This is a genomic window from Synechococcus sp. M16.1 (genome assembly GCF_014279895.1).
GTDB lineage: Bacteria > Cyanobacteriota > Cyanobacteriia > PCC-6307 > Cyanobiaceae > Parasynechococcus.
Map to the genome: position 1 here is coordinate 604,625 of NZ_CP047954.1, position 16,288 is coordinate 620,912.

At 63.6% G+C, this 16,288-nt stretch carries 19 protein-coding genes; 9 read left to right on the forward strand and 10 right to left on the reverse strand.

Features of this window, described 5'->3' with window-relative positions; genetic code table 11:
* Nucleotides 1–41: 41 nt before the first annotated feature.
* Nucleotides 42–224 carry a hypothetical protein gene (locus SynM161_RS11985; RefSeq protein ID WP_255441901.1) on the reverse strand — a complete coding sequence of 61 codons (183 nt, stop codon included), beginning with the start codon at nucleotides 222–224 and terminating at the stop codon, nucleotides 42–44.
* Here SynM161_RS11985 and SynM161_RS03355 point away from each other — a divergent pair.
* On the forward strand, nucleotides 211–879 hold the full coding sequence (locus SynM161_RS03355; protein ID WP_255441981.1) for a PucC family protein: 669 nt from the start codon (nucleotides 211–213) through the stop codon (nucleotides 877–879). The genes SynM161_RS11985 and SynM161_RS03355 overlap by 14 nt on opposite strands.
* A gap of 53 nt (nucleotides 880–932) precedes the next feature.
* Nucleotides 933–2,414, forward strand: a complete 1,482-nt coding sequence (locus SynM161_RS03360) for a deoxyribodipyrimidine photo-lyase (protein ID WP_186541972.1) — start codon at nucleotides 933–935, stop codon at nucleotides 2,412–2,414.
* Here the strand turns inward: SynM161_RS03360 and SynM161_RS03365 are convergent.
* From SynM161_RS03365 to pyrH, 3 genes are read right to left on the reverse strand one after another with little or no spacing between them, the layout of a single operon-like run.
* Nucleotides 2,411–3,556, reverse strand: coding sequence for a geranylgeranyl reductase family protein (locus SynM161_RS03365; protein ID WP_186541973.1), 1,146 nt, complete (start codon nucleotides 3,554–3,556; stop codon nucleotides 2,411–2,413). The genes SynM161_RS03360 and SynM161_RS03365 overlap by 4 nt on opposite strands.
* Nucleotides 3,553–4,101: a ribosome recycling factor gene (frr, locus tag SynM161_RS03370; protein WP_186541974.1), complete on the reverse strand. Its 549-nt coding sequence runs from the start codon at nucleotides 4,099–4,101 to the stop codon at nucleotides 3,553–3,555. Before frr ends, SynM161_RS03365 begins: the two co-directional genes overlap by 4 nt.
* 41 nt (nucleotides 4,102–4,142) lie before the next feature.
* Nucleotides 4,143–4,856, reverse strand: coding sequence for a UMP kinase (gene pyrH / locus SynM161_RS03375; protein WP_115008677.1), 714 nt, complete (start codon nucleotides 4,854–4,856; stop codon nucleotides 4,143–4,145).
* 83 nt (nucleotides 4,857–4,939) lie between these two features.
* On the opposite strand from pyrH, the gene SynM161_RS03380 reads away from it, so the two are divergent.
* Complete coding sequence (locus SynM161_RS03380; RefSeq protein ID WP_186541975.1) at nucleotides 4,940–5,134, forward strand: hypothetical protein; 195 nt, start codon at nucleotides 4,940–4,942, stop codon at nucleotides 5,132–5,134.
* An 18-nt stretch (nucleotides 5,135–5,152) separates the two neighbouring features.
* Here the strand turns inward: SynM161_RS03380 and cobO are convergent, their stop codons facing one another.
* Genes cobO through SynM161_RS03395 form a run of 3 tightly spaced genes read right to left on the reverse strand, consistent with a single transcriptional unit; the run spans nucleotide 5,153 to nucleotide 7,658 of the window.
* A complete protein-coding gene (gene cobO / locus SynM161_RS03385) occupies nucleotides 5,153–5,818 on the reverse strand; it encodes a cob(I)yrinic acid a,c-diamide adenosyltransferase (RefSeq protein WP_186541976.1) in 666 nt (221 codons plus the stop codon).
* Between the two features lie 20 nt (nucleotides 5,819–5,838).
* Nucleotides 5,839–6,471, reverse strand: coding sequence for a class I SAM-dependent methyltransferase (locus SynM161_RS03390; RefSeq protein WP_186541977.1), 633 nt, complete (start codon nucleotides 6,469–6,471; stop codon nucleotides 5,839–5,841).
* Between the two features lie 32 nt (nucleotides 6,472–6,503).
* Nucleotides 6,504–7,658 (reverse strand): site-specific integrase, encoded by a 1,155-nt coding sequence (locus tag SynM161_RS03395; RefSeq protein WP_186542464.1) that lies wholly within the window; start codon nucleotides 7,656–7,658, stop codon nucleotides 6,504–6,506.
* A gap of 72 nt (nucleotides 7,659–7,730) precedes the next feature.
* Between SynM161_RS03395 and hemH the strand changes: the two genes are divergently transcribed.
* From hemH to SynM161_RS03425, 6 genes are read left to right on the forward strand one after another with little or no spacing between them, the layout of a single operon-like run.
* Complete coding sequence (gene hemH, locus SynM161_RS03400; protein WP_186541978.1) at nucleotides 7,731–8,906, forward strand: ferrochelatase; 1,176 nt, start codon at nucleotides 7,731–7,733, stop codon at nucleotides 8,904–8,906.
* Between the two features lie 56 nt (nucleotides 8,907–8,962).
* A complete protein-coding gene (gene ilvB, locus SynM161_RS03405) occupies nucleotides 8,963–10,750 on the forward strand; it encodes a biosynthetic-type acetolactate synthase large subunit (protein WP_186541979.1) in 1,788 nt (595 codons plus the stop codon).
* Entirely contained in the window at nucleotides 10,747–11,094 is a 348-nt protein-coding gene (locus tag SynM161_RS03410) for a nuclease (RefSeq protein WP_186541980.1), read from the forward strand. Before ilvB ends, SynM161_RS03410 begins: the two co-directional genes overlap by 4 nt.
* The gene (locus SynM161_RS03415) at nucleotides 11,087–11,323 is read left to right on the forward strand and encodes a GIVxVP protein (protein ID WP_114988532.1); all 237 of its coding nucleotides are present in this window, start codon (nucleotides 11,087–11,089) and stop codon (nucleotides 11,321–11,323) included. Before SynM161_RS03410 ends, SynM161_RS03415 begins: the two co-directional genes overlap by 8 nt.
* A 46-nt stretch (nucleotides 11,324–11,369) precedes the next feature.
* A complete protein-coding gene (locus SynM161_RS03420) occupies nucleotides 11,370–11,600 on the forward strand; it encodes a hypothetical protein (protein WP_186541981.1) in 231 nt (76 codons plus the stop codon).
* Nucleotides 11,601–11,622: 22 nt separating this feature from the next.
* On the forward strand, nucleotides 11,623–13,284 hold the full coding sequence (locus SynM161_RS03425; RefSeq protein ID WP_186541982.1) for an NAD(P)/FAD-dependent oxidoreductase: 1,662 nt from the start codon (nucleotides 11,623–11,625) through the stop codon (nucleotides 13,282–13,284).
* A 3-nt stretch (nucleotides 13,285–13,287) separates the two neighbouring features.
* Here SynM161_RS03425 and pgeF read toward each other — a convergent pair whose 3' ends face one another.
* Genes pgeF through SynM161_RS03440 form a run of 3 tightly spaced genes read right to left on the reverse strand, consistent with a single transcriptional unit; the run spans nucleotide 13,288 to nucleotide 16,222 of the window.
* Nucleotides 13,288–14,082, reverse strand: coding sequence for a peptidoglycan editing factor PgeF (gene pgeF / locus SynM161_RS03430; protein ID WP_186541983.1), 795 nt, complete (start codon nucleotides 14,080–14,082; stop codon nucleotides 13,288–13,290).
* Between the two features lie 11 nt (nucleotides 14,083–14,093).
* Nucleotides 14,094–14,978 (reverse strand): Tab2/Atab2 family RNA-binding protein, encoded by an 885-nt coding sequence (locus SynM161_RS03435; RefSeq protein ID WP_186541984.1) that lies wholly within the window; start codon nucleotides 14,976–14,978, stop codon nucleotides 14,094–14,096.
* The gene (locus SynM161_RS03440) at nucleotides 14,975–16,222 is read right to left on the reverse strand and encodes a S1 RNA-binding domain-containing protein (protein ID WP_186542466.1); all 1,248 of its coding nucleotides are present in this window, start codon (nucleotides 16,220–16,222) and stop codon (nucleotides 14,975–14,977) included. The genes SynM161_RS03435 and SynM161_RS03440 overlap by 4 nt, the downstream gene beginning before the upstream one ends.
* Nucleotides 16,223–16,288 lie beyond the last annotated feature (66 nt).

Consider the following 16,288-nt stretch of genomic DNA (forward strand, 5'->3'; position numbering starts at 1 on the left):
GATGGGCGGGGCGATTTTTAAAGCGAAAACGGCATAATTGCTCAACTTTTGAGTCTGACTTGGTGCACAGCCGTCCCCTGCGTCTTGCGCTGCAGTTGGGTTTGTTCCAGCTCAGCCTGGGGATCCTCGGCGTCCTGATCCTGGGACTTCTGAATCGTCTGTTGATTCAAGACATTCAGGTCCCGGCGGTGCTGGCGGCTGTTGCCGTTGGTGGTCACCAGCATGGAGGCCTCCGGCGGTCAGCTGAATGCGCGGCTGATGGTTTTGTTGATCCTGGTTTTTGTTCGGATCGGCACCGCGATTGCCGCTGGTGGCACGGCGTTTTCAGCCTTGATTGCGGATCGCACCACGGAAGCCGAACGGCCGCGGGTGCTGTCGGTGGTGTGGGGGATGCGTCTCCTGGGGCTGAGTGGCTTCTGCTTGATTGAGCGTGTCGGCAACATCAGAACGGCCCGGGTGGGTGCGGTGCTGGCTGCTTTGGCTTTGCTGTTGATGCTTTGGGCCGGTTCTGGCCAGTCCATCCCCCTGTTGCGGACAGCCGTTGGTTTGTTTGGCCTGTCACTGGGGGTGTGCATGAATGCCTGCCTCACCTTGATGTTCAGCTTTGTGCAGCCCGGACGCACCGGCTTTCTGCTTGGTGTTTGGGGGGCGGGATATGCCTATTCCTGCGGCCTGGCCACCATCAGTGGAGGCGGGCTGCTCACCTTGCTCAAAGCCGGGAACGGTGGTGATTTGTTTGCTGCCTATAGCGGCGTGTTCGGCCTGCAGATGGTTTGTTTCCTCGCTGCCGCGTTGATGACGCGCCGTTTGGATGTGGTGGGTTTCCGCAACACGGTGAAAACTCGCTTTGCCGATGTCATGGAAATGGCAGTGGATTGAAGCTTGGCTGGAGCTCCGGATCCACTAGAACCGGGTTCTTTCCATTGCAGTGAATGGCAGCGCTGCAGATCGTCTGGTTCAAGCGTGATCTGCGCATCGTTGATCACCGGCCCTTGGCGGCTGCTGTGGAGCGGGGTGTGGTGCTGCCGCTGTACGTGGTGGAGCCGGAGTTGTGGCGGCAGCCCGATGCCTCCCAGCGGCAGTGGATGTTTTGCCGGGAGTCGCTGTTGGAGTTGCGCCAGGCCTTAGCGGATCGGGGCCAACCCTTGGTGGTGCGCGCTGGGGATGTGGTGCAGGTGCTGGAACGGGCCCGGCGTCAGTTCGGCATCGATGGGCTGTGGAGCCATGAGGAAACTGGTAACGGCTGGACGTATCAGCGCGACAAACGCGTTGGCGCCTGGGCCCGTCGGCACGGCATCGCCTGGACAGAAATCCCGCAGTTCGGGGTGACGCGCCGGATGCGCAGTCGCAATGGCTGGGCCAAGCGCTGGGAAGTTCAGATGACGGAGCCCATCACACCCGTGCAGGCCGCATTGCAATCGCTGGAGGGCATTGATCCCGGCGTGATCCCGGAGCGCCCCTGTTCAGAACTGCTTTCGGATGCATGTCCGCAGCGTCAGATCGGAGGGCGTTCGATCGGCCTGGAGGAGCTGAACGACTTTTTGCAGCACCGCGCCCCGCGTTATCAACGGTCGATGTCGAGCCCCAACACGGCGTTCACCGGTTGTTCGCGCCTGTCGGCTTATCTCACCTGGGGTTGTCTCTCGATGCGCGAAGTGCTGCAGACCAGCCGCAACCACAGCGGCCGCGGCGTCAGCAGCTTTGAATCAAGGCTGCACTGGCATTGCCATTTCATTCAGAAGCTGGAGGATCAGCCGGCGATTGAATTCAGCGATTTCCATCCGTTCATGCGCGGCATTCGCGCAGCCGATGCCGAGCGCTTGACGGCCTGGAGCGAAGGTCGCACCGGCGTTCCCTTTGTGGATGCCTGCATGCGCGCCTTGCGGGCCCATGGCTGGATCAACTTCCGCATGCGGGCGATGTTGATGTCTTTTGCCAGCTACAACCTCTGGCTGCCCTGGAGAGACAGTGGTCTGCATCTGGCTCGTCAGTTTGTGGATTACGAACCGGGTATTCACTGGAGCCAGTGCCAGATGCAGTCGGGCAGCACCTCGATCAACACGATTCGGATCTACAACCCGATCAAGCAGGGAATGGATCACGACCCTCAGGGGCTGTTCATCCGTCAGTGGTGCCCTGAACTCAAGGATGTGCCCACGATTCACATCCATGAGCCCTGGATGCTGGGTGGTGGCATGCCAGCACCAATCGTTGATGTCACCGCATCGATGCAGGATGCCAAAGATCGCATCTGGGAGATTCGCCGATCGGCCGGTTTTGATCGCCATGCCGATGCGATCCAGCGCAAGCATGGCTCACGTAAGGCGGGATTGAAGCCAACAACGGCTCGACGCCGCCGGCGCAAACCTCAGCAGCCCGACAACGGCAGCCAGCAGCTCAGTCTTGGTCTTTAGTTGCGCTGCAGCAGCAGCCGCTTGATCACCCTTTGGGCGATGTCGCCATAGCCCATCTCCCCGGAGAGGATCTGAGCAATTCGCCGTGGTGCGGTGGGCCGCTTGATCCCCAACTGATACCCCACACCGGGGAAGCGATAGAACACCTGGGCAATGCGCCGGCCCCAGGCCATCGACTCACCCCAGCGCTCCCGCATGCTGCGGCTGTAGCCCCGCAGATCCTTGCTGTCGCCCTTGAGCCATAGGTTCAGATGTCGGGCCGCCTCGCAGCCACTCATCAGGGCGGGGCGTAGCCCCTCCGCCAGAAAGGGGTCGCAAAGCGATGCAGCATCGCCCACCACCACAATGCCGTCGCCATCAAGACGGTGATGGCCGTTCCATACCCGCAGTTGGCCGCGCTGACGGATGCCTGCATCGGCGGCGAAGCCCAGATCCGGCAACAGCTGAGCCAGCACCTGCTCCGGGTCAGCATCCTGCTTGCCGATGAAGCTGCCCACACCGATGTTCACACCACCGGCGAGGGGAAAGGCCCAGGCGAAGCCCTGTTTCACCAGGCCGAATTCAAAGCGGGTGCTGCCTTCGTTGAGTTTGCCTTGCCCCTCCAGCCGCACCGACATGGTGGTGGCCATCTGGGGTTGTTTGGGTCCCAGGCCGAGCCGTTGGGGCCAAGGGGACCCCGAACCATCGGCGATCACCACCGCCTTCCCCTGCCAATGGCGTCCATCGGTTGCCGTGACATGCCAGACGTCGCCATGGCGCCCGATGTCATTGACCTCAACGCCTGAAAGGCGTTTTGCCCCAGCCTGAATGGCCTGATCTGAAAGCAGTTGATCGAGCCTTTCGCGGCGCACGATCCAGAACGGTGCATCGCCGGGCAGCTTGGCGACCACCGGATCCTCCAGGCACCAACTGAAATCCACCTGCCGGATCACCTGCTCCACCGCTGGCTCCAGGGAAAACGGAAACCACTGCCGCACGGAGGCCGCCATGCCACCGCCGCAGGGTTTGATCCGCAGCTCTGAGTCGCGCTCAAGTATCAAGGCGTCATGGCCCGCTAACGCGAGATGCACGGCCGCCGCACCGCCAGCGGCCCCGGACCCGACGATCAGGACGTCGTGGGTGCGATCTGCATCGTTGCTCACACCTTGAGGATGTCGGCTTCCTTGTTGGCCAGGTGCTTCTCGAGTTCAGCAATGAACTTGTCGAGTGTTTTCTGAACGCCGTCTTGTTCGTCGCGACTCTGGTCTTCGGAGAACTCCCCTTCTTTTTCCTGCTTCTTGATCTTGTCGATCGCGTCGCGGCGCAGGTTGCGCAGGGCCACCTTGCCTTCTTCGGCGTACTTCGAGGCCAGCTTGCAGAACTCCTTGCGGCGCTCCTCGGTGAGGGGCGGCACGTTGATGCGGATGATCTTGCCGTCGTTGTTGGGGGTGAAGCCGAGCTCACTCATGGCGATGGCCTTCTCGATCGAGGCCAGGGCGCTGATGTCGAAAGGTTGGATCTGGATGGTCTGGGAGTCCGGGGTCGACAGGGTGGCCAGCGACTTCAGCGGTGTGTCAGCGCCGTAGTACTCGACGCTGATGCGATCCAGCAGGGAGGAATTGGCCCGGCCGGTACGGATCGTGTTGAAGTTGCGCTGGGTGGCCTCCACCGACTTGCGCATGCTGGCTTCGAGGTCCTGGGTCGACATGGTTGCTGAGGGAGGAGGCGTGCGAACTGGGTTGGCGTTGTTTAGGAGGGGTCGCCGATGCGGGACCCGATCGGTTCCCCGGCCACGGCTCTGCCGATGTTGCCAGGTTCAAACAGGTTGAAGACAACAATCGGGATGTTGTTGTCTTTGCAGAGGGCGATGGCGGTGCTGTCCATCACGCCCAGCTCTCCGCTGAGTACATCCTGATAGCTGAGCTGCGCGTGCTTCACCGCGTCGGCGTGCTTGGCCGGGTCTTTGTCGTAAACCCCATCCACCTTGGTGGCTTTGAACACCACATCGGCATTGATTTCGGCGGCCCTCAGGGCAGCCGTGGTGTCGGTGGTGAAGAACGGGTTGCCGCAACCGGCGCCGAACACCACCACCCGGTTTTTCTCCAGATGCCGGATTGCCTTGCGACGGATATACGGCTCCGCCACTTCCTGCATGGCGATGGCGGTCTGCACCCGGGTGGGAACACCAGCCCTCTCGAGCCCGTCCTGGAGGGTGATGGCGTTCATCACCGTGGCCAACATGCCGACGTAGTCAGCTGTGGCTCTCTCCATGCCCGCTGCAGACCCCTTCAGCCCGCGGAAGATGTTGCCGCCGCCCACGACGATCGCCAGCTGGGTGCCATTGGCCACCACCTTGGCCACATCGGAAGCAATCGACTGAACAATGGCGGGATCGATGCCATAGCCCTGAGATCCCATCAGAGCTTCGCCGCTGAGTTTCAGCAGGACGCGTGTGTAGGTCATCTACGGTCCAGATCCTTTCGACAGTAGCAAGCACTGGCACAAGCCTCTGATCGCCGCTTGGATAGGGAAACCGCGGCTGTTTGATGCCAGAGACCGATGCCACCCAAAGCGGTGTGATGGCCCGTCTCACGCTTTCAGCTCTGGAGCGGGCCAGTCAGGATCCCGACTGCTGGCGTGAACCGGTGGTGCATCGCGCTCTGTTGGTGAGTGGGCTTTCGGTGCTTACCGCGGCCACTCGTCATCTTCAGGATGATCTCGATGCGGCTGAAGCGGCCTGAGGTCGGCTGGTTCAACCTTTAAAACTCGATGCCTGCCTGGGCCTTCACTCCCTGTTCGCGGAAAGGGTGGTGCACCAGGGTCATTTCTGTCACCAGATCGGCCCGCTCCACAAGCTCGGCTGGTGCACCTCGGCCGGTCACCGCCACGTGGGTGAGCTCCGGTCGCTCGTTCAATCCGGCGATCACCGTATGGGCCTCGATGTAGCCCAGTTTCAAGGCCACGTTCAGTTCGTCGAGTAGCACCAATTTCACGCTGGCATCGCGCAGGTAGCCCAGGGCCGTCTGCCAGGCCGCCTCCACCAGTTGCTGATCCCGCTCTCGGTTCTGGGTTTCCCAGGTGAAGCCTTCCCCCAGGGCATGCCAGCTCACCTGATCACCGAAGGCCTGCAGTGCCCGTGCTTCGCCGGGCTCCCAGCCCCCCTTGATGAATTGAACAATCGCCACCCGCTCGCCATGGCCAAGGGTGCGCAGCACCAGCCCAAGCCCGGCGGTGGTTTTTCCCTTGCCCTGGCCGGTGAACACCAGCACCAGCCCCTTCTCCTTGTTGCGTTCCTCCACCCGTTGCTTCTGCACCTGCTGGCGCCGCTCCATCCGTTTGCGGTAACCGGCATCGTCGGTTTCTGGGGCGAGCTTGCCCCCCATGCCCAGTTCCGCGGCGGATTGATCGAGGTCGTTCGTGCTCATGGGGTGAGGGGGTGTTGGTTCTATCGAGGCCGAGTGGCGGTGATGCGTTGCAAGGCTCGACCCGCCAGCAGCTCCTGGCTCACGCTGCTGAACCCGAGTTGCTCCAGCTCGGTGGGGAGGTCGTCCTCCAGCATGGCGGTGGCGGTGTCGGTTTCAAACAGGGCACAAAACAGTTGCTGGGGAAGTTTCAGCCAAGGTCCGGCTGGATGCAGATCCACAAGCACCAACCAGCCGCCCGGTTCCAGCAGCCGTAGGGCACTGCGGAGCACCCGTTCCCGATCGCTGCGGGGAAATTCGTGCAGGGCCACGCTCAGCTGGATGGCGCTGAAGCTGGCATCGGCCAGGGGTGGATCTTCGGCCAGCCCTTCCACCCGCTCCAGGCTGGGGTGGCGTTGGGCGGCCAAATCCAGGGCCCGGGGGGAGACATCGAGCCCCGTCACGGCGTAGCCCGCCGCCAGCCAGGGGGCCGCTGCTTCGCCACTGCCGCAGCAGAGATCCAGCACCGCCGCGCCTGGCTTGAGATGGGGCTGCACCGCTTCGAGCCCGAGGCCCCGAAGGCGCTCCACCCCGCCAACACTCAGCGACGACACCGCCGTGACCGTGTCGTAAATCCAGCGGTAGTGGTAGGCCAGCGGCCTCAGAAATGAGGTCATCGTTGAAGTGAAAACAAGCAGACAGGGTGTTGTCAGGCCGGTTGCCGGGCCAGGGCTGCATCCACCGCCTGCTGCTGATCACGCCGGGTGATCCAGTGGTGATAGGTGCGGGTGTGGATCGTCACCGAGTGGCCCATCATCCTGGCGGCGACGGTGTCCGGCAGGCCGACATGGATGGTGCGCACCGCCCAGGCGTGGCGCAGGTCGTAGGGGGTAATCGGCAGGTCGTAGCGGCGGAACTGCTCACTCACCCGCCGTCCCACCTGCTGCAGGGTGGTGCGCCGCAGATCGGTCTGGATCGCCGGTAAGGCGGCCGGGTTCTCCGCCAGCTCTTGAAGCCCAAAGCGCTCGACCCAGTCGGGGTGGAACGGCCAGCTCTGGTGTTCACCGGTTTTGGTGGTGGGCAGCACCCGCAGCACCTGATCCCCGCCCGCTGCCAGGGAGGAGCAATCGCAGAAGAACACCTCGTGGTTGCGCAGGCCGTAGGTGGCCATCAGGGCAAAGGCCAGGCGCCACTGTGGATTGGGGATGCGGCCTGCGGCCTCGAGGATCTGCGGATCGGTGGGCAGCTGGCGGAAGCGGGCCCGGTGCAGGCCATAGCCGCCGGCCTCCTGGCGCCAGTCTTCCGGCAAGGGCAGCTCCAGGTGCCGGGCCAGGGCGGCCAGGGCTGTGGCGCATTGCTGCCGGCTGCGGCTGCCGTCCTCGTAACTGGTCAGCGTCTGCATCAGCAGCGCTGGCTCCAGCGGCTGATCACCGCACTGACGCGCCAGTCGCCGGAGGTAGGGCAAATAGGCACTGGTCCAGGTGGTGCGACTGCTCGCCGGGGAACGGCGTCGGCGCGGGTCGGCAAAAAAGGCTGCTTCGAAGCCCTCGATGGCGGCCTGGATCCCGATCGAACGCCCTCTGGCCGTGGCTGCAGAGGAGGAGGCCGACCAGAGCGTCCAATCAAAACTGCGCTGCTCAAGTTGCAACTGCACCAGGGCAGCGGTGCTGAGGGCCTGATTCAGTCCTGCTGCATCGGCCATTAGCCCCAGGCTGATCCGTTGCAGGCTGTTGCGGCTCGGATCCCCGCGCAACGGCAGAGACCCGCGCAGGTTCAGCCGCCGACCCCGCTGTTCGATGCGCAGGCGCGACCCCTGTGCCGCCAGCTGCGCATTGGCGGTCTCCAGCGCACTTTTGAGCTCCATAAATGTGTCGTTGGAACCAAGGATCGCGTCCGTGGCGGCTACGCTCAACCCCCGAAAACCGTTCTGATCGGTATGTCTCGCGTCGGTGTCGTCCTGCTGAACCTGGGTGGCCCGGAGCGGATCCAGGACGTTGGCCCGTTTCTCTACAACCTGTTCGCCGATCCGGAGATCATTCGGCTTCCCAGTCCGGCGCTGCAGAAGCCGCTGGCTTGGTTGATCAGCACCCTGCGCAGTGGAAAGTCGCAGGAGGCCTATCGCTCCATCGGTGGCGGATCACCGCTGCGGCGCATCACCGAGCAGCAGGCCCGTGAACTCCAGAGCTTGCTGCGCCAGCGCGGCATCGATGCCACCAGTTATGTGGCCATGCGCTACTGGCATCCGTTCACCGAATCCGCTGTAGCGGACATCAAGGCCGATGGCATGGATGAGGTGGTGGTGCTCCCCCTCTACCCCCATTTCTCGATCAGCACCAGTGGATCCAGTTTCCGTGAGCTGCAGCGCCTGCGTCAGGCGGATCCGGCCTTTGAGAAGTTGCCGATTCGCTGCATCCGCAGCTGGTTTGACCACCCGGGCTATGTGAAGGCCATGGCCGAGCTGATCGCGACAGAGGTCCGCAACAGCGACGACCCCACGAAGGCTCACGTCTTCTTTAGTGCCCACGGTGTGCCGAAGAGCTACGTCGAAGAGGCGGGCGACCCCTATCAAAAAGAGATCGAAACCTGCACCGGTTTGATCATGAAGGAGTTGGCCGTTCAGATGGGCCACGAGAACCCCTTCACCCTGGCCTACCAAAGCCGTGTGGGTCCGGTGGAGTGGCTCAAGCCCTACACCGAGGAGGCCCTTGAGGAATTGGGGCAAGCCAAGACCAACGATCTGGTGGTGGTGCCGATCAGCTTCGTCAGCGAACACATCGAGACGCTTGAGGAAATCGACATCGAATACCGGGAGTTGGCCACCGAAGCCGGTGTGGTGAATTTCCGTCGGGTGCGTGCTCTCGACACCTATGCCCCCTTCATCGAGGGATTGGCGGATCTCGTGGCCACCAGCCTGCAGGGCCCTGAGGTGAGTCTCGATGCGGCGGCGGAGCTGCCCAACAAGGTGAAGCTCTATCCCCAGGAGAAGTGGGAATGGGGTTGGAACAACAGTTCCGAGGTCTGGAACGGCCGTCTGGCCATGGTTGGTTTTTCAGCCTTTTTGCTCGAGCTGATCAGTGGTCAAGGGCCGCTGCACGCCCTCGGCTTGCTCTGACCAAGCCAGGGGAGCTGCGGGCCCTTAACCTTGGGGGTCATTGACCCGTCGCCTCTGTGACTCTCACCTCAGCGTCTTCGGCCGTCACTGGGCAGCAGGCCGGTCACGGTGGCCAGAGAATGTCTGGGGCGACAGCCCTGATGGATGCGTTGCGGCGCCATGGCGTCGACACGATTTTCGGCTACCCCGGCGGCGCGATTCTCCCGATCTACGACGCACTCCATATCGCCGAGAGCGAGGGCTGGGTGAAGCACATCCTGGTGCGGCATGAGCAGGCCGGCACCCACGCGGCCGATGCCTATGCGCGTGCCACCGGCAAGGTGGGCGTTTGCTTCGGCACGTCGGGGCCGGGTGCCACCAACCTGGTGACCGGCATCGCCACCGCCCAGATGGACTCGGTGCCCATGGTGGTGATCACCGGTCAGGTGCCGCGTCCGGCGATTGGCACCGATGCCTTCCAGGAGACTGACATCTTCGGCATCACCCTGCCGATCGTGAAACATTCCTGGGTGGTGCGCGATCCGGCTGATCTCGCCTCCATCGTTGCCCAGGCCTTCCTGATTGCAGCCAGTGGTCGTCCGGGCCCCGTGCTGATCGACATCCCGAAGGATGTTGGCCAGGAGATGTTCGATTACGTGCCGGTTGAGCCCGGATCGATTGTTCCCAAAGGCTTCCGCAAGCCTCAGCCCCCCCGGGATGAACCGATCCTGTCGGCGCTTGAGCTGATCGCCGAGGCGGAGCGTCCGCTGCTCTATGTGGGCGGTGGTGCGATCTCAGCCGGTGCTCACGACAGCCTGCGGGTGATCGCTGAGCGCTATCAGATCCCTGTCACCACCACCTTGATGGGGAAGGGTGCCTTCGATGAAAACGACCCTCTCTCGGTGGGCATGCTCGGCATGCATGGCACGGCCTATGCCAACTTCGCCGTCACCGAATGCGATCTGCTGATTGCTGTTGGCGCCCGTTTTGACGATCGGGTGACCGGAAAGCTCGACACCTTCGCCCCCCGGGCCCGGGTGATCCACTTTGAGATTGACCCGGCCGAAATCGGCAAGACTCGCCGCCCCGATGTTGCGGTGCTCGGTGATCTGGGCCTGAGCGTGGCGCGCTTGGTGGAGCTGAGCCTGCAGCAGCAGGTGCAACCCCGCACGGCCCCTTGGTTGGCGCGCATCGCCGAGTGGAAACAGACCTATCCCCTCACCGTGCCTCCCACCGAAGGCCCCCTCTTCCCCCAGGAGGTGCTGCTGGCCGTTCGCGAGCTGGCACCGAATGCCATCGTCACCACGGACGTGGGTCAGCACCAGATGTGGGCGGCCCAGTACCTGCGCAATGGGCCCCGGGGCTGGATCAGCAGTGCCGGTCTTGGAACCATGGGCTTCGGCATGCCGGCCGCCATGGGCGCCCAGGTGGCGTGCCCCGATCGTCAGGTGGTGTGCATCGCGGGTGACGCCAGCATCCTGATGAACATCCAGGAGTTGGGAACCCTGGCGGCCTATGGCCTTCCGGTGAAGGTGGTGATCGTCAACAACCACTGGCAGGGCATGGTGCGTCAGTGGCAGGAGAGCTTCTACGAGGAGCGTTATTCCGCCTCCGACATGCTCAATGGCATGCCGGACTTCGTGGCTCTCGCCCGCTCCTTCGGTGTGGACGGCGTGCACATCCGCGAGCGGGACTCGTTGAAGCGTGATCTCGAGGCGGCGCTCAAGGCCCCCGGCCCGATGTTGATCGACATCCACGTGCGTCGTGGTGAGAACTGCTATCCGATGGTTCCCCCGGGCAAAAGCAATGCTGAAATGGTGGGCCTTCCGGCTCCCATGCCGGTCCTCAACGCCCCGACCTCTTGATTCGTCTTGTCTTAATCGGCGTTCTGCTGCTGCTTTGGGCCGTGCCGGTGCAGGCCGCAGAGGTGCTTCAGGTGCGCAGCAGTTCCCTGCTGCAGGTGGGAGACCACAACCGCACTTACACCGTTGCCCTGGCCTGTTCCGCCGTTGATGCAAGCCAAGAGGCCGAGGCCACTGCATGGTTGCGTCAGGAACTGCCGCGCCGTCGCAAGGTCAATCTGCGGCCGGTCGGCTCCAGCGAGGGGCAGCTGATGGCCAGAGTGACCCCGATCGGTGCTGAGCGTGACCTCAGCACCGGCTTGATTGCCGCTGGTTTGGCCAGCAACAGCTGTGGGGTCGATGGCTGATAACCGCATTGCCCGGGGCATTGTCTTGGTGCCCTGTCTGCTGCTGGGGGGTGCCTTTCTGGCCACAGCGGCCTGGGGGCAGGGCGCCGCAGCTGAAAACCGCACCCTGGCCATCGGCATCGGTGCTGGCTTGCTGTTGGCAGGTTGGTTGTCCCAGTTGGGTGGCGGCTCAGACGGTGGGCCTGAATCCTCTGTGACAAAACCGGACGAGTCCGACCCCTCTCCCTAATTGCGGGGATCGGGTTGCTTCCCTCCGATCCCATGTCGAAGCCTGAGTGGCGACCTTGGCCTTTGCCGATGCAGAACCCTTGCCGTTGTCCGCTGACGGGGGCATCGATGCGATGGGTTGGTTGGACCCTGATCAGAAGGAGGTCGTTCCGATTTGCCAGGCCTTTGATCAGCGTCGCCCCGGGGAGCGTCTGCGTCTGAAGGCAGTGGCCAGTGATTCCCGCTTTCGTGCTGGCCTGGCACCATCCGGCCAGGCCATGGCCGGTCTGATCGAATGAGGTCTGGGGACACGACCTTGAGATGCTGCGCCTGAGTGAACTGAAGCTGCCCCTCGACCATGGGGAAGAAGCGCTGCAGGAGGCGGTGCTCAAGCGTTTGAGGATTCCGCCGGATCGTCTTTTGGGTCAGACCCTGGTGAAGCGCAGTGTTGATGCGCGGCGTCGCGACCGGATTCAGCTGATTTACAGCGTGGATGTGCAGGTGAAGGGTGAAGCCGCCCTGTTACGGCGCATCGGCAACAAAGGCCGGGTGCGTCTGGCTCCAGACACCCGCTACCGGTCTGTGGGTCAGGCCCCCGATGGCTTCCCCTTGGATGCGGCCGATCGGCCTGTGGTGGTGGGGGCAGGCCCCTGCGGTTATTTCGCTGCTCTGCTGTTGGCACAGATGGGGTTCCGACCGCTGTTGCTGGAACGGGGTCAGGCCGTGAAGCAACGCACCGCTGACACCTTTGGCTTCTGGCGGGGCACCAGCCCCTTCAACCCGGAATCCAATGCCCAATTCGGTGAGGGCGGAGCCGGCACCTTCTCCGACGGCAAGCTCTACAGCCAGGTGAGCGATCCCGAGCACTACGGCCGCAAGGTGCTGGAGGAGCTGGTGGCCTGTGGTGCCAGCGAGGAGATCCTCACGTTGCACCGCCCCCACATCGGCACCTTCAAGCTCGCCACCGTGGTGCGTGGCCTGCGGGCACGGATTGAAGCTCTGGGCGGTGAGGTGCGTTTCAACAGTCGCGTGACACGCCTCCAGCTCAGCGACAGCAGCGCTGGGAAGCCCCATCAACTCGATGGGGTGGTGCTGGCCGATGGAACGGAGATTCCCTGCCGCCATCTGGTGCTGGCTCCCGGTCATTCCGCGCGCGACTGCTTCGAAATGCTGGAGCAGATCGGTGTGCAGCTGCAGCGCAAACCGTTTTCCGTGGGTGTGCGGATTGAGCATCCGCAGCATCTGATTGACGCAGCCCGCTGGGGAGAGGCGGCGGGCCATCCGCGTCTCGGGGCCGCCGAGTACAAGCTGGTTCACCATGCTGAAAACGGCCGCTGCGTCTACAGCTTCTGCATGTGTCCCGGAGGATTTGTGGTGGGTGCCACCTCGGAGGAAGGCCGGGTGGTGACCAATGGCATGAGCCAGCACTCCCGCAACGAGCGCAACGCCAACAGCGGTTTGGTTGTGGCTCTGGACGCCGATGACCTGGCACCGTTTGAACGCTTCCCCGGGGATCCGCTGGCGGGGATTGCTCTGCAGCGGGAGCTGGAGGAGCGCGCCTTCAGGCTTGGAGGGAGCAGTTACGCCGCACCGGCGCAGCGGTTGGAGGATTTCCTGGCGGCCCGTCCCTCCACCCGTCTGGGTGGCATCGCCGCGTCGTATCAGCCGGGTGTGCATCCCGCCGATCTGGATGACCTGCTCCCTGCTGCCATCGTTGAGGCCTTGCGGGAGGCGTTGCCGGCCTTTGCCCGCAAGCTGAAGGGGTATGACCACCCCGATGCGGTGCTCACCGGCGTGGAAACCCGCACGTCATCGCCCGTGCGGATTCCCAGGGATGAAGCGTTGGAATCGCTCAATGTGAAGGGGCTGGTGCCCGCGGGTGAAGGGGCGGGCTATGCCGGCGGCATCCTCTCGGCCGGAATCGATGGCATTCGGGCTGCTGAAGCCTTGGCCATTCAGATCCTGAAGACCAAGCCTGTTTAAGTTTCAGCTGCAGACGGGGGCTTGCGCCACGATTCCGCTCCACTGAACGGCTTTCACCTGATCCCGTCGCCAGGAATGGAACAGCTCGGGCTCACTGACGGTGCACAGCGGGCAGTGGGCGATCCGTCCGCTCGGGATTCCTGCGCCCTGGAGCTGCACTCTGGCGGCGGTTCGAATGTCCAGGCGATGCCGCCCCGGTTGCTCATCCGGCAGCAGGGCCCCTGCATCGGACAGGGAAGCCTTGTTGGGGACCGCGGCGCTGACGGCCTTCACCACCTCATCGCCCACCTGGTAGCAGGGGCCGCTGACGGCCGGGCCCAGGGCAACCACCAGATCCTCCCGCCGGGCCCCCCGCTCCACCAACCGATCCAGGGCCGTGATCAGGATTCCAGCCGCCACCCCCCGCCAACCGGCATGACAGGCCGCGGCATGCCCCGTGCCGGGATCCGCGATCAGAACCGGTGTGCAGTCGGCACCGCACACCCAGAGGCTCTGGCCCCCGCGATCACTCACCAGGCCATCGGCCTCAGGCCAGGGATCCTGCGGGGCGTCGCTGGCGTTCAGAACGATTCCACTGTGGATCTGCTGGGGCCTGTGGACGCTGATGCCGGCACTGACGTACCCCGCCAGTTCATCAGGACCACGGCCGTGCCAGAGCCGGGTGAAGAAGCCGTGCTCGAACCCTTGCCCATGCAGCAGATCGCTCTGGAGGTAATAGCCCCCGTAACAACCGATCCAGGTCCAGCCCTTCAACGTGTTGAAGCGGCTGTCTGGTCGATCAAACGGCCCGTCTTTCATCAGCCCTGCAATCAGGCCATGGGGATGTCCCGCAGCATCCAGAAGCCGCCGAAGGTCTGTTCTTCGGGGCTGGACTGGATGGCGATGAACTGGAGGCCGCGCACCTGCTGCTGCGAAGTGGCCAGGGCCTCGGAGATTTCAGCGGCGACGTCTGGCTCCAGGTCGCTCACCAACCAACGGTCATCCTGACCAGCCTCCAGCACCAGCTGGCGGTCTTCAACGATCATCCGCACCGGTTCCAGACCACCCAACCAACCCGCCATGGCGAGGGAGCGGCTCTGGCTGAACAGGCGCAGACCCGGCACAGAGGCCTCGGGGTTGATGCCATCGGGCACAGGCAGCAGCCCGCTGAAACTCATCGGCCATTCCGATGCCTCCAGCAGCAGGCTCGCCGGCAGGGTGGCCCAGCTCCAGGCGTCGCCTTGAACTTCCTCCGGCAGGGGCACTGGAGGGGTTGGAACAGGCGCCGGCGGTGGTGCCAGCGGGCCCGCCATGAAGCCCTCCTCCTCGGGATACACCTCCCTTTCGCGCTGCTGAAGCCAGTCGAGCAGGGCGAAGGTGCGGCGACTTGGAATCACCTCGAGGTCTTGTTCGGCTGCGGCGCGCTGCACCATGGTGCGCATCGAACTGCGCCAGCAGCGCAAGCGCACGGGCGAACCCCAGCCCCCGCTTGCGGATGCCTGTTTGGCTTCAGCCAGGGCTTGGCTCAACCAGAGCGAATTCACCTCACCAGAGGGGCACACCTTGGCGAAGCGAAATGGCTCTGCATCCCCAGTTGCAGCGGGGGTGGAGGTGATCAGCAGTTCCCAACGCTTGCGGCCATCGGCCTCAAGGATGGGTCGGGAGTAGAAGTCGAGTTCCCAGTCTTCGGCGGCTGTCAGGGCAGCAGTGCTCATCCGGCCGATTGCTCCTGCTGTTTCAGGGTGTTCTGGGCGCGGCTGGCGCGATCGGCGGCTTCAGCCATCACTTTGTCTTTTTCGATCAGCAGCTCTCCAGGAGGCCCCTCCAGCAGGGCTGTGTTGAGGCCGATCCGTCCGCGGCCCGGGTCCAGTTCCGTGATCAGGGCCGAAACGCGGTCGCCCTGGTCGAACACCTCACGGATCGAGCGCAGGCTGCCATTGGTGATGGCTGATTGGTGCAGCAGTCCGCTGATGCCACCAAGGTCGATGAACAGTCCGTAGGGCTTCACCGCAGCAACCTGCCCTTCCACCAATTGGCCCACTTCCAGATCTTGGAAGCGTTCGGCCACGGCGGCTCGTTTTTCGGACAGCACCAGCTTGCGGGTCTCCGAATTCACCTCGATGAAGGCCACGCCCAGGGTCTTGCCCACGAGCTCCTGGTGGTTTTCACCGTTTTGGAGTTGAGAGCGGGGAACGAAGCCGCGCAGCCCTTCGAGATCGCAGGTGACACCGCCGCGGTTGAAGCCATTGACGATGACTTGAACCACTTTCCCCTGTTTCTCCAGTTCCTTCACCCGGTCCCAGCTCTTGCGCAGTTCAAGGGCGCGACAGCTGATCGTGACCATCCCGTCAGCGTTCTGCTCACGGGTCACCAGAACTTCAACCTCCAGGCCCTTGGGGAAGCGCTCCCGGAAGTTGGTCACCACGCCAAGGCCCGCCTCGCTCTTGGGCATGTAGCCGGGGGCTTTGCCGCCGATATCCACGTAAACGCCATCGCTTTCGATGCCGATCACCGTGCCCTTGATCACCTCACCGGTGGTGCCCACCGGAGCGTTCTCGTCCAGGGCGGCGAGGAAGGCTTCTTCATCGAAATCGAAGTCGTCCACGCTGCGCGGCTGATTGCGCTGCTCCTTCTTGGGTTGTTGATCCGGTGCGCCCATCAGGTCGGCCATGGTCATGCCTTCCATGCCGCCCATGTCGAACAGAGTGTCGTCATCCGTGCCTGGAGACGAGGTGGAGTCCTGCTGGACCGGTCGCGGCGGGGTGGCGAGACCCGCCCGTTCCTCAAGGATGCGTGCCTTTTCCGCAGCAGCCTCTGCTGCTGCTCGTGCTTCAGCCGCTTCACAAGCCAGCTTTTCCTGCTCTTCGCGGCGGTTGATCTGCATCACCTGCAGCGGTTTCGTCGCTGCCGGCTTGGGTGCCTTGGGGCGGTTGGGCTGCGGACTGCCGGCTGCGGGCATGGACCATTGGGCTTGTCGATCGCTCATTTTGACAGGCTGGGTTGGGATCAGCACCCCCGTGCCTGT

Coding starts and splice junctions, on each gene's coding strand:
- SynM161_RS11985 (WP_255441901.1), bottom strand. CDS start 224: ATGCTGGTGACCACCAACGGCAACAGCCGCCAGCACCGCCGGGACCTG.
- SynM161_RS03360 (WP_186541972.1), top strand. CDS start 933: ATGGCAGCGCTGCAGATCGTCTGGTTCAAGCGTGATCTGCGCATCGTT.
- frr (WP_186541974.1), bottom strand. CDS start 4,101: ATGTCGACCCAGGACCTCGAAGCCAGCATGCGCAAGTCGGTGGAGGCC.
- pyrH (WP_115008677.1), bottom strand. CDS start 4,856: ATGACCTACACACGCGTCCTGCTGAAACTCAGCGGCGAAGCTCTGATG.
- SynM161_RS03380 (WP_186541975.1), top strand. CDS start 4,940: ATGCCAGAGACCGATGCCACCCAAAGCGGTGTGATGGCCCGTCTCACG.
- cobO (WP_186541976.1), bottom strand. CDS start 5,818: ATGAGCACGAACGACCTCGATCAATCCGCCGCGGAACTGGGCATGGGG.
- SynM161_RS03390 (WP_186541977.1), bottom strand. CDS start 6,471: ATGACCTCATTTCTGAGGCCGCTGGCCTACCACTACCGCTGGATTTAC.
- SynM161_RS03395 (WP_186542464.1), bottom strand. CDS start 7,658: ATGGAGCTCAAAAGTGCGCTGGAGACCGCCAATGCGCAGCTGGCGGCA.
- hemH (WP_186541978.1), top strand. CDS start 7,731: ATGTCTCGCGTCGGTGTCGTCCTGCTGAACCTGGGTGGCCCGGAGCGG.
- SynM161_RS03415 (WP_114988532.1), top strand. CDS start 11,087: ATGGCTGATAACCGCATTGCCCGGGGCATTGTCTTGGTGCCCTGTCTG.
- SynM161_RS03425 (WP_186541982.1), top strand. CDS start 11,623: ATGCTGCGCCTGAGTGAACTGAAGCTGCCCCTCGACCATGGGGAAGAA.
- pgeF (WP_186541983.1), bottom strand. CDS start 14,082: ATGAAAGACGGGCCGTTTGATCGACCAGACAGCCGCTTCAACACGTTG.
- SynM161_RS03435 (WP_186541984.1), bottom strand. CDS start 14,978: ATGAGCACTGCTGCCCTGACAGCCGCCGAAGACTGGGAACTCGACTTC.
- SynM161_RS03440 (WP_186542466.1), bottom strand. CDS start 16,222: ATGCCCGCAGCCGGCAGTCCGCAGCCCAACCGCCCCAAGGCACCCAAG.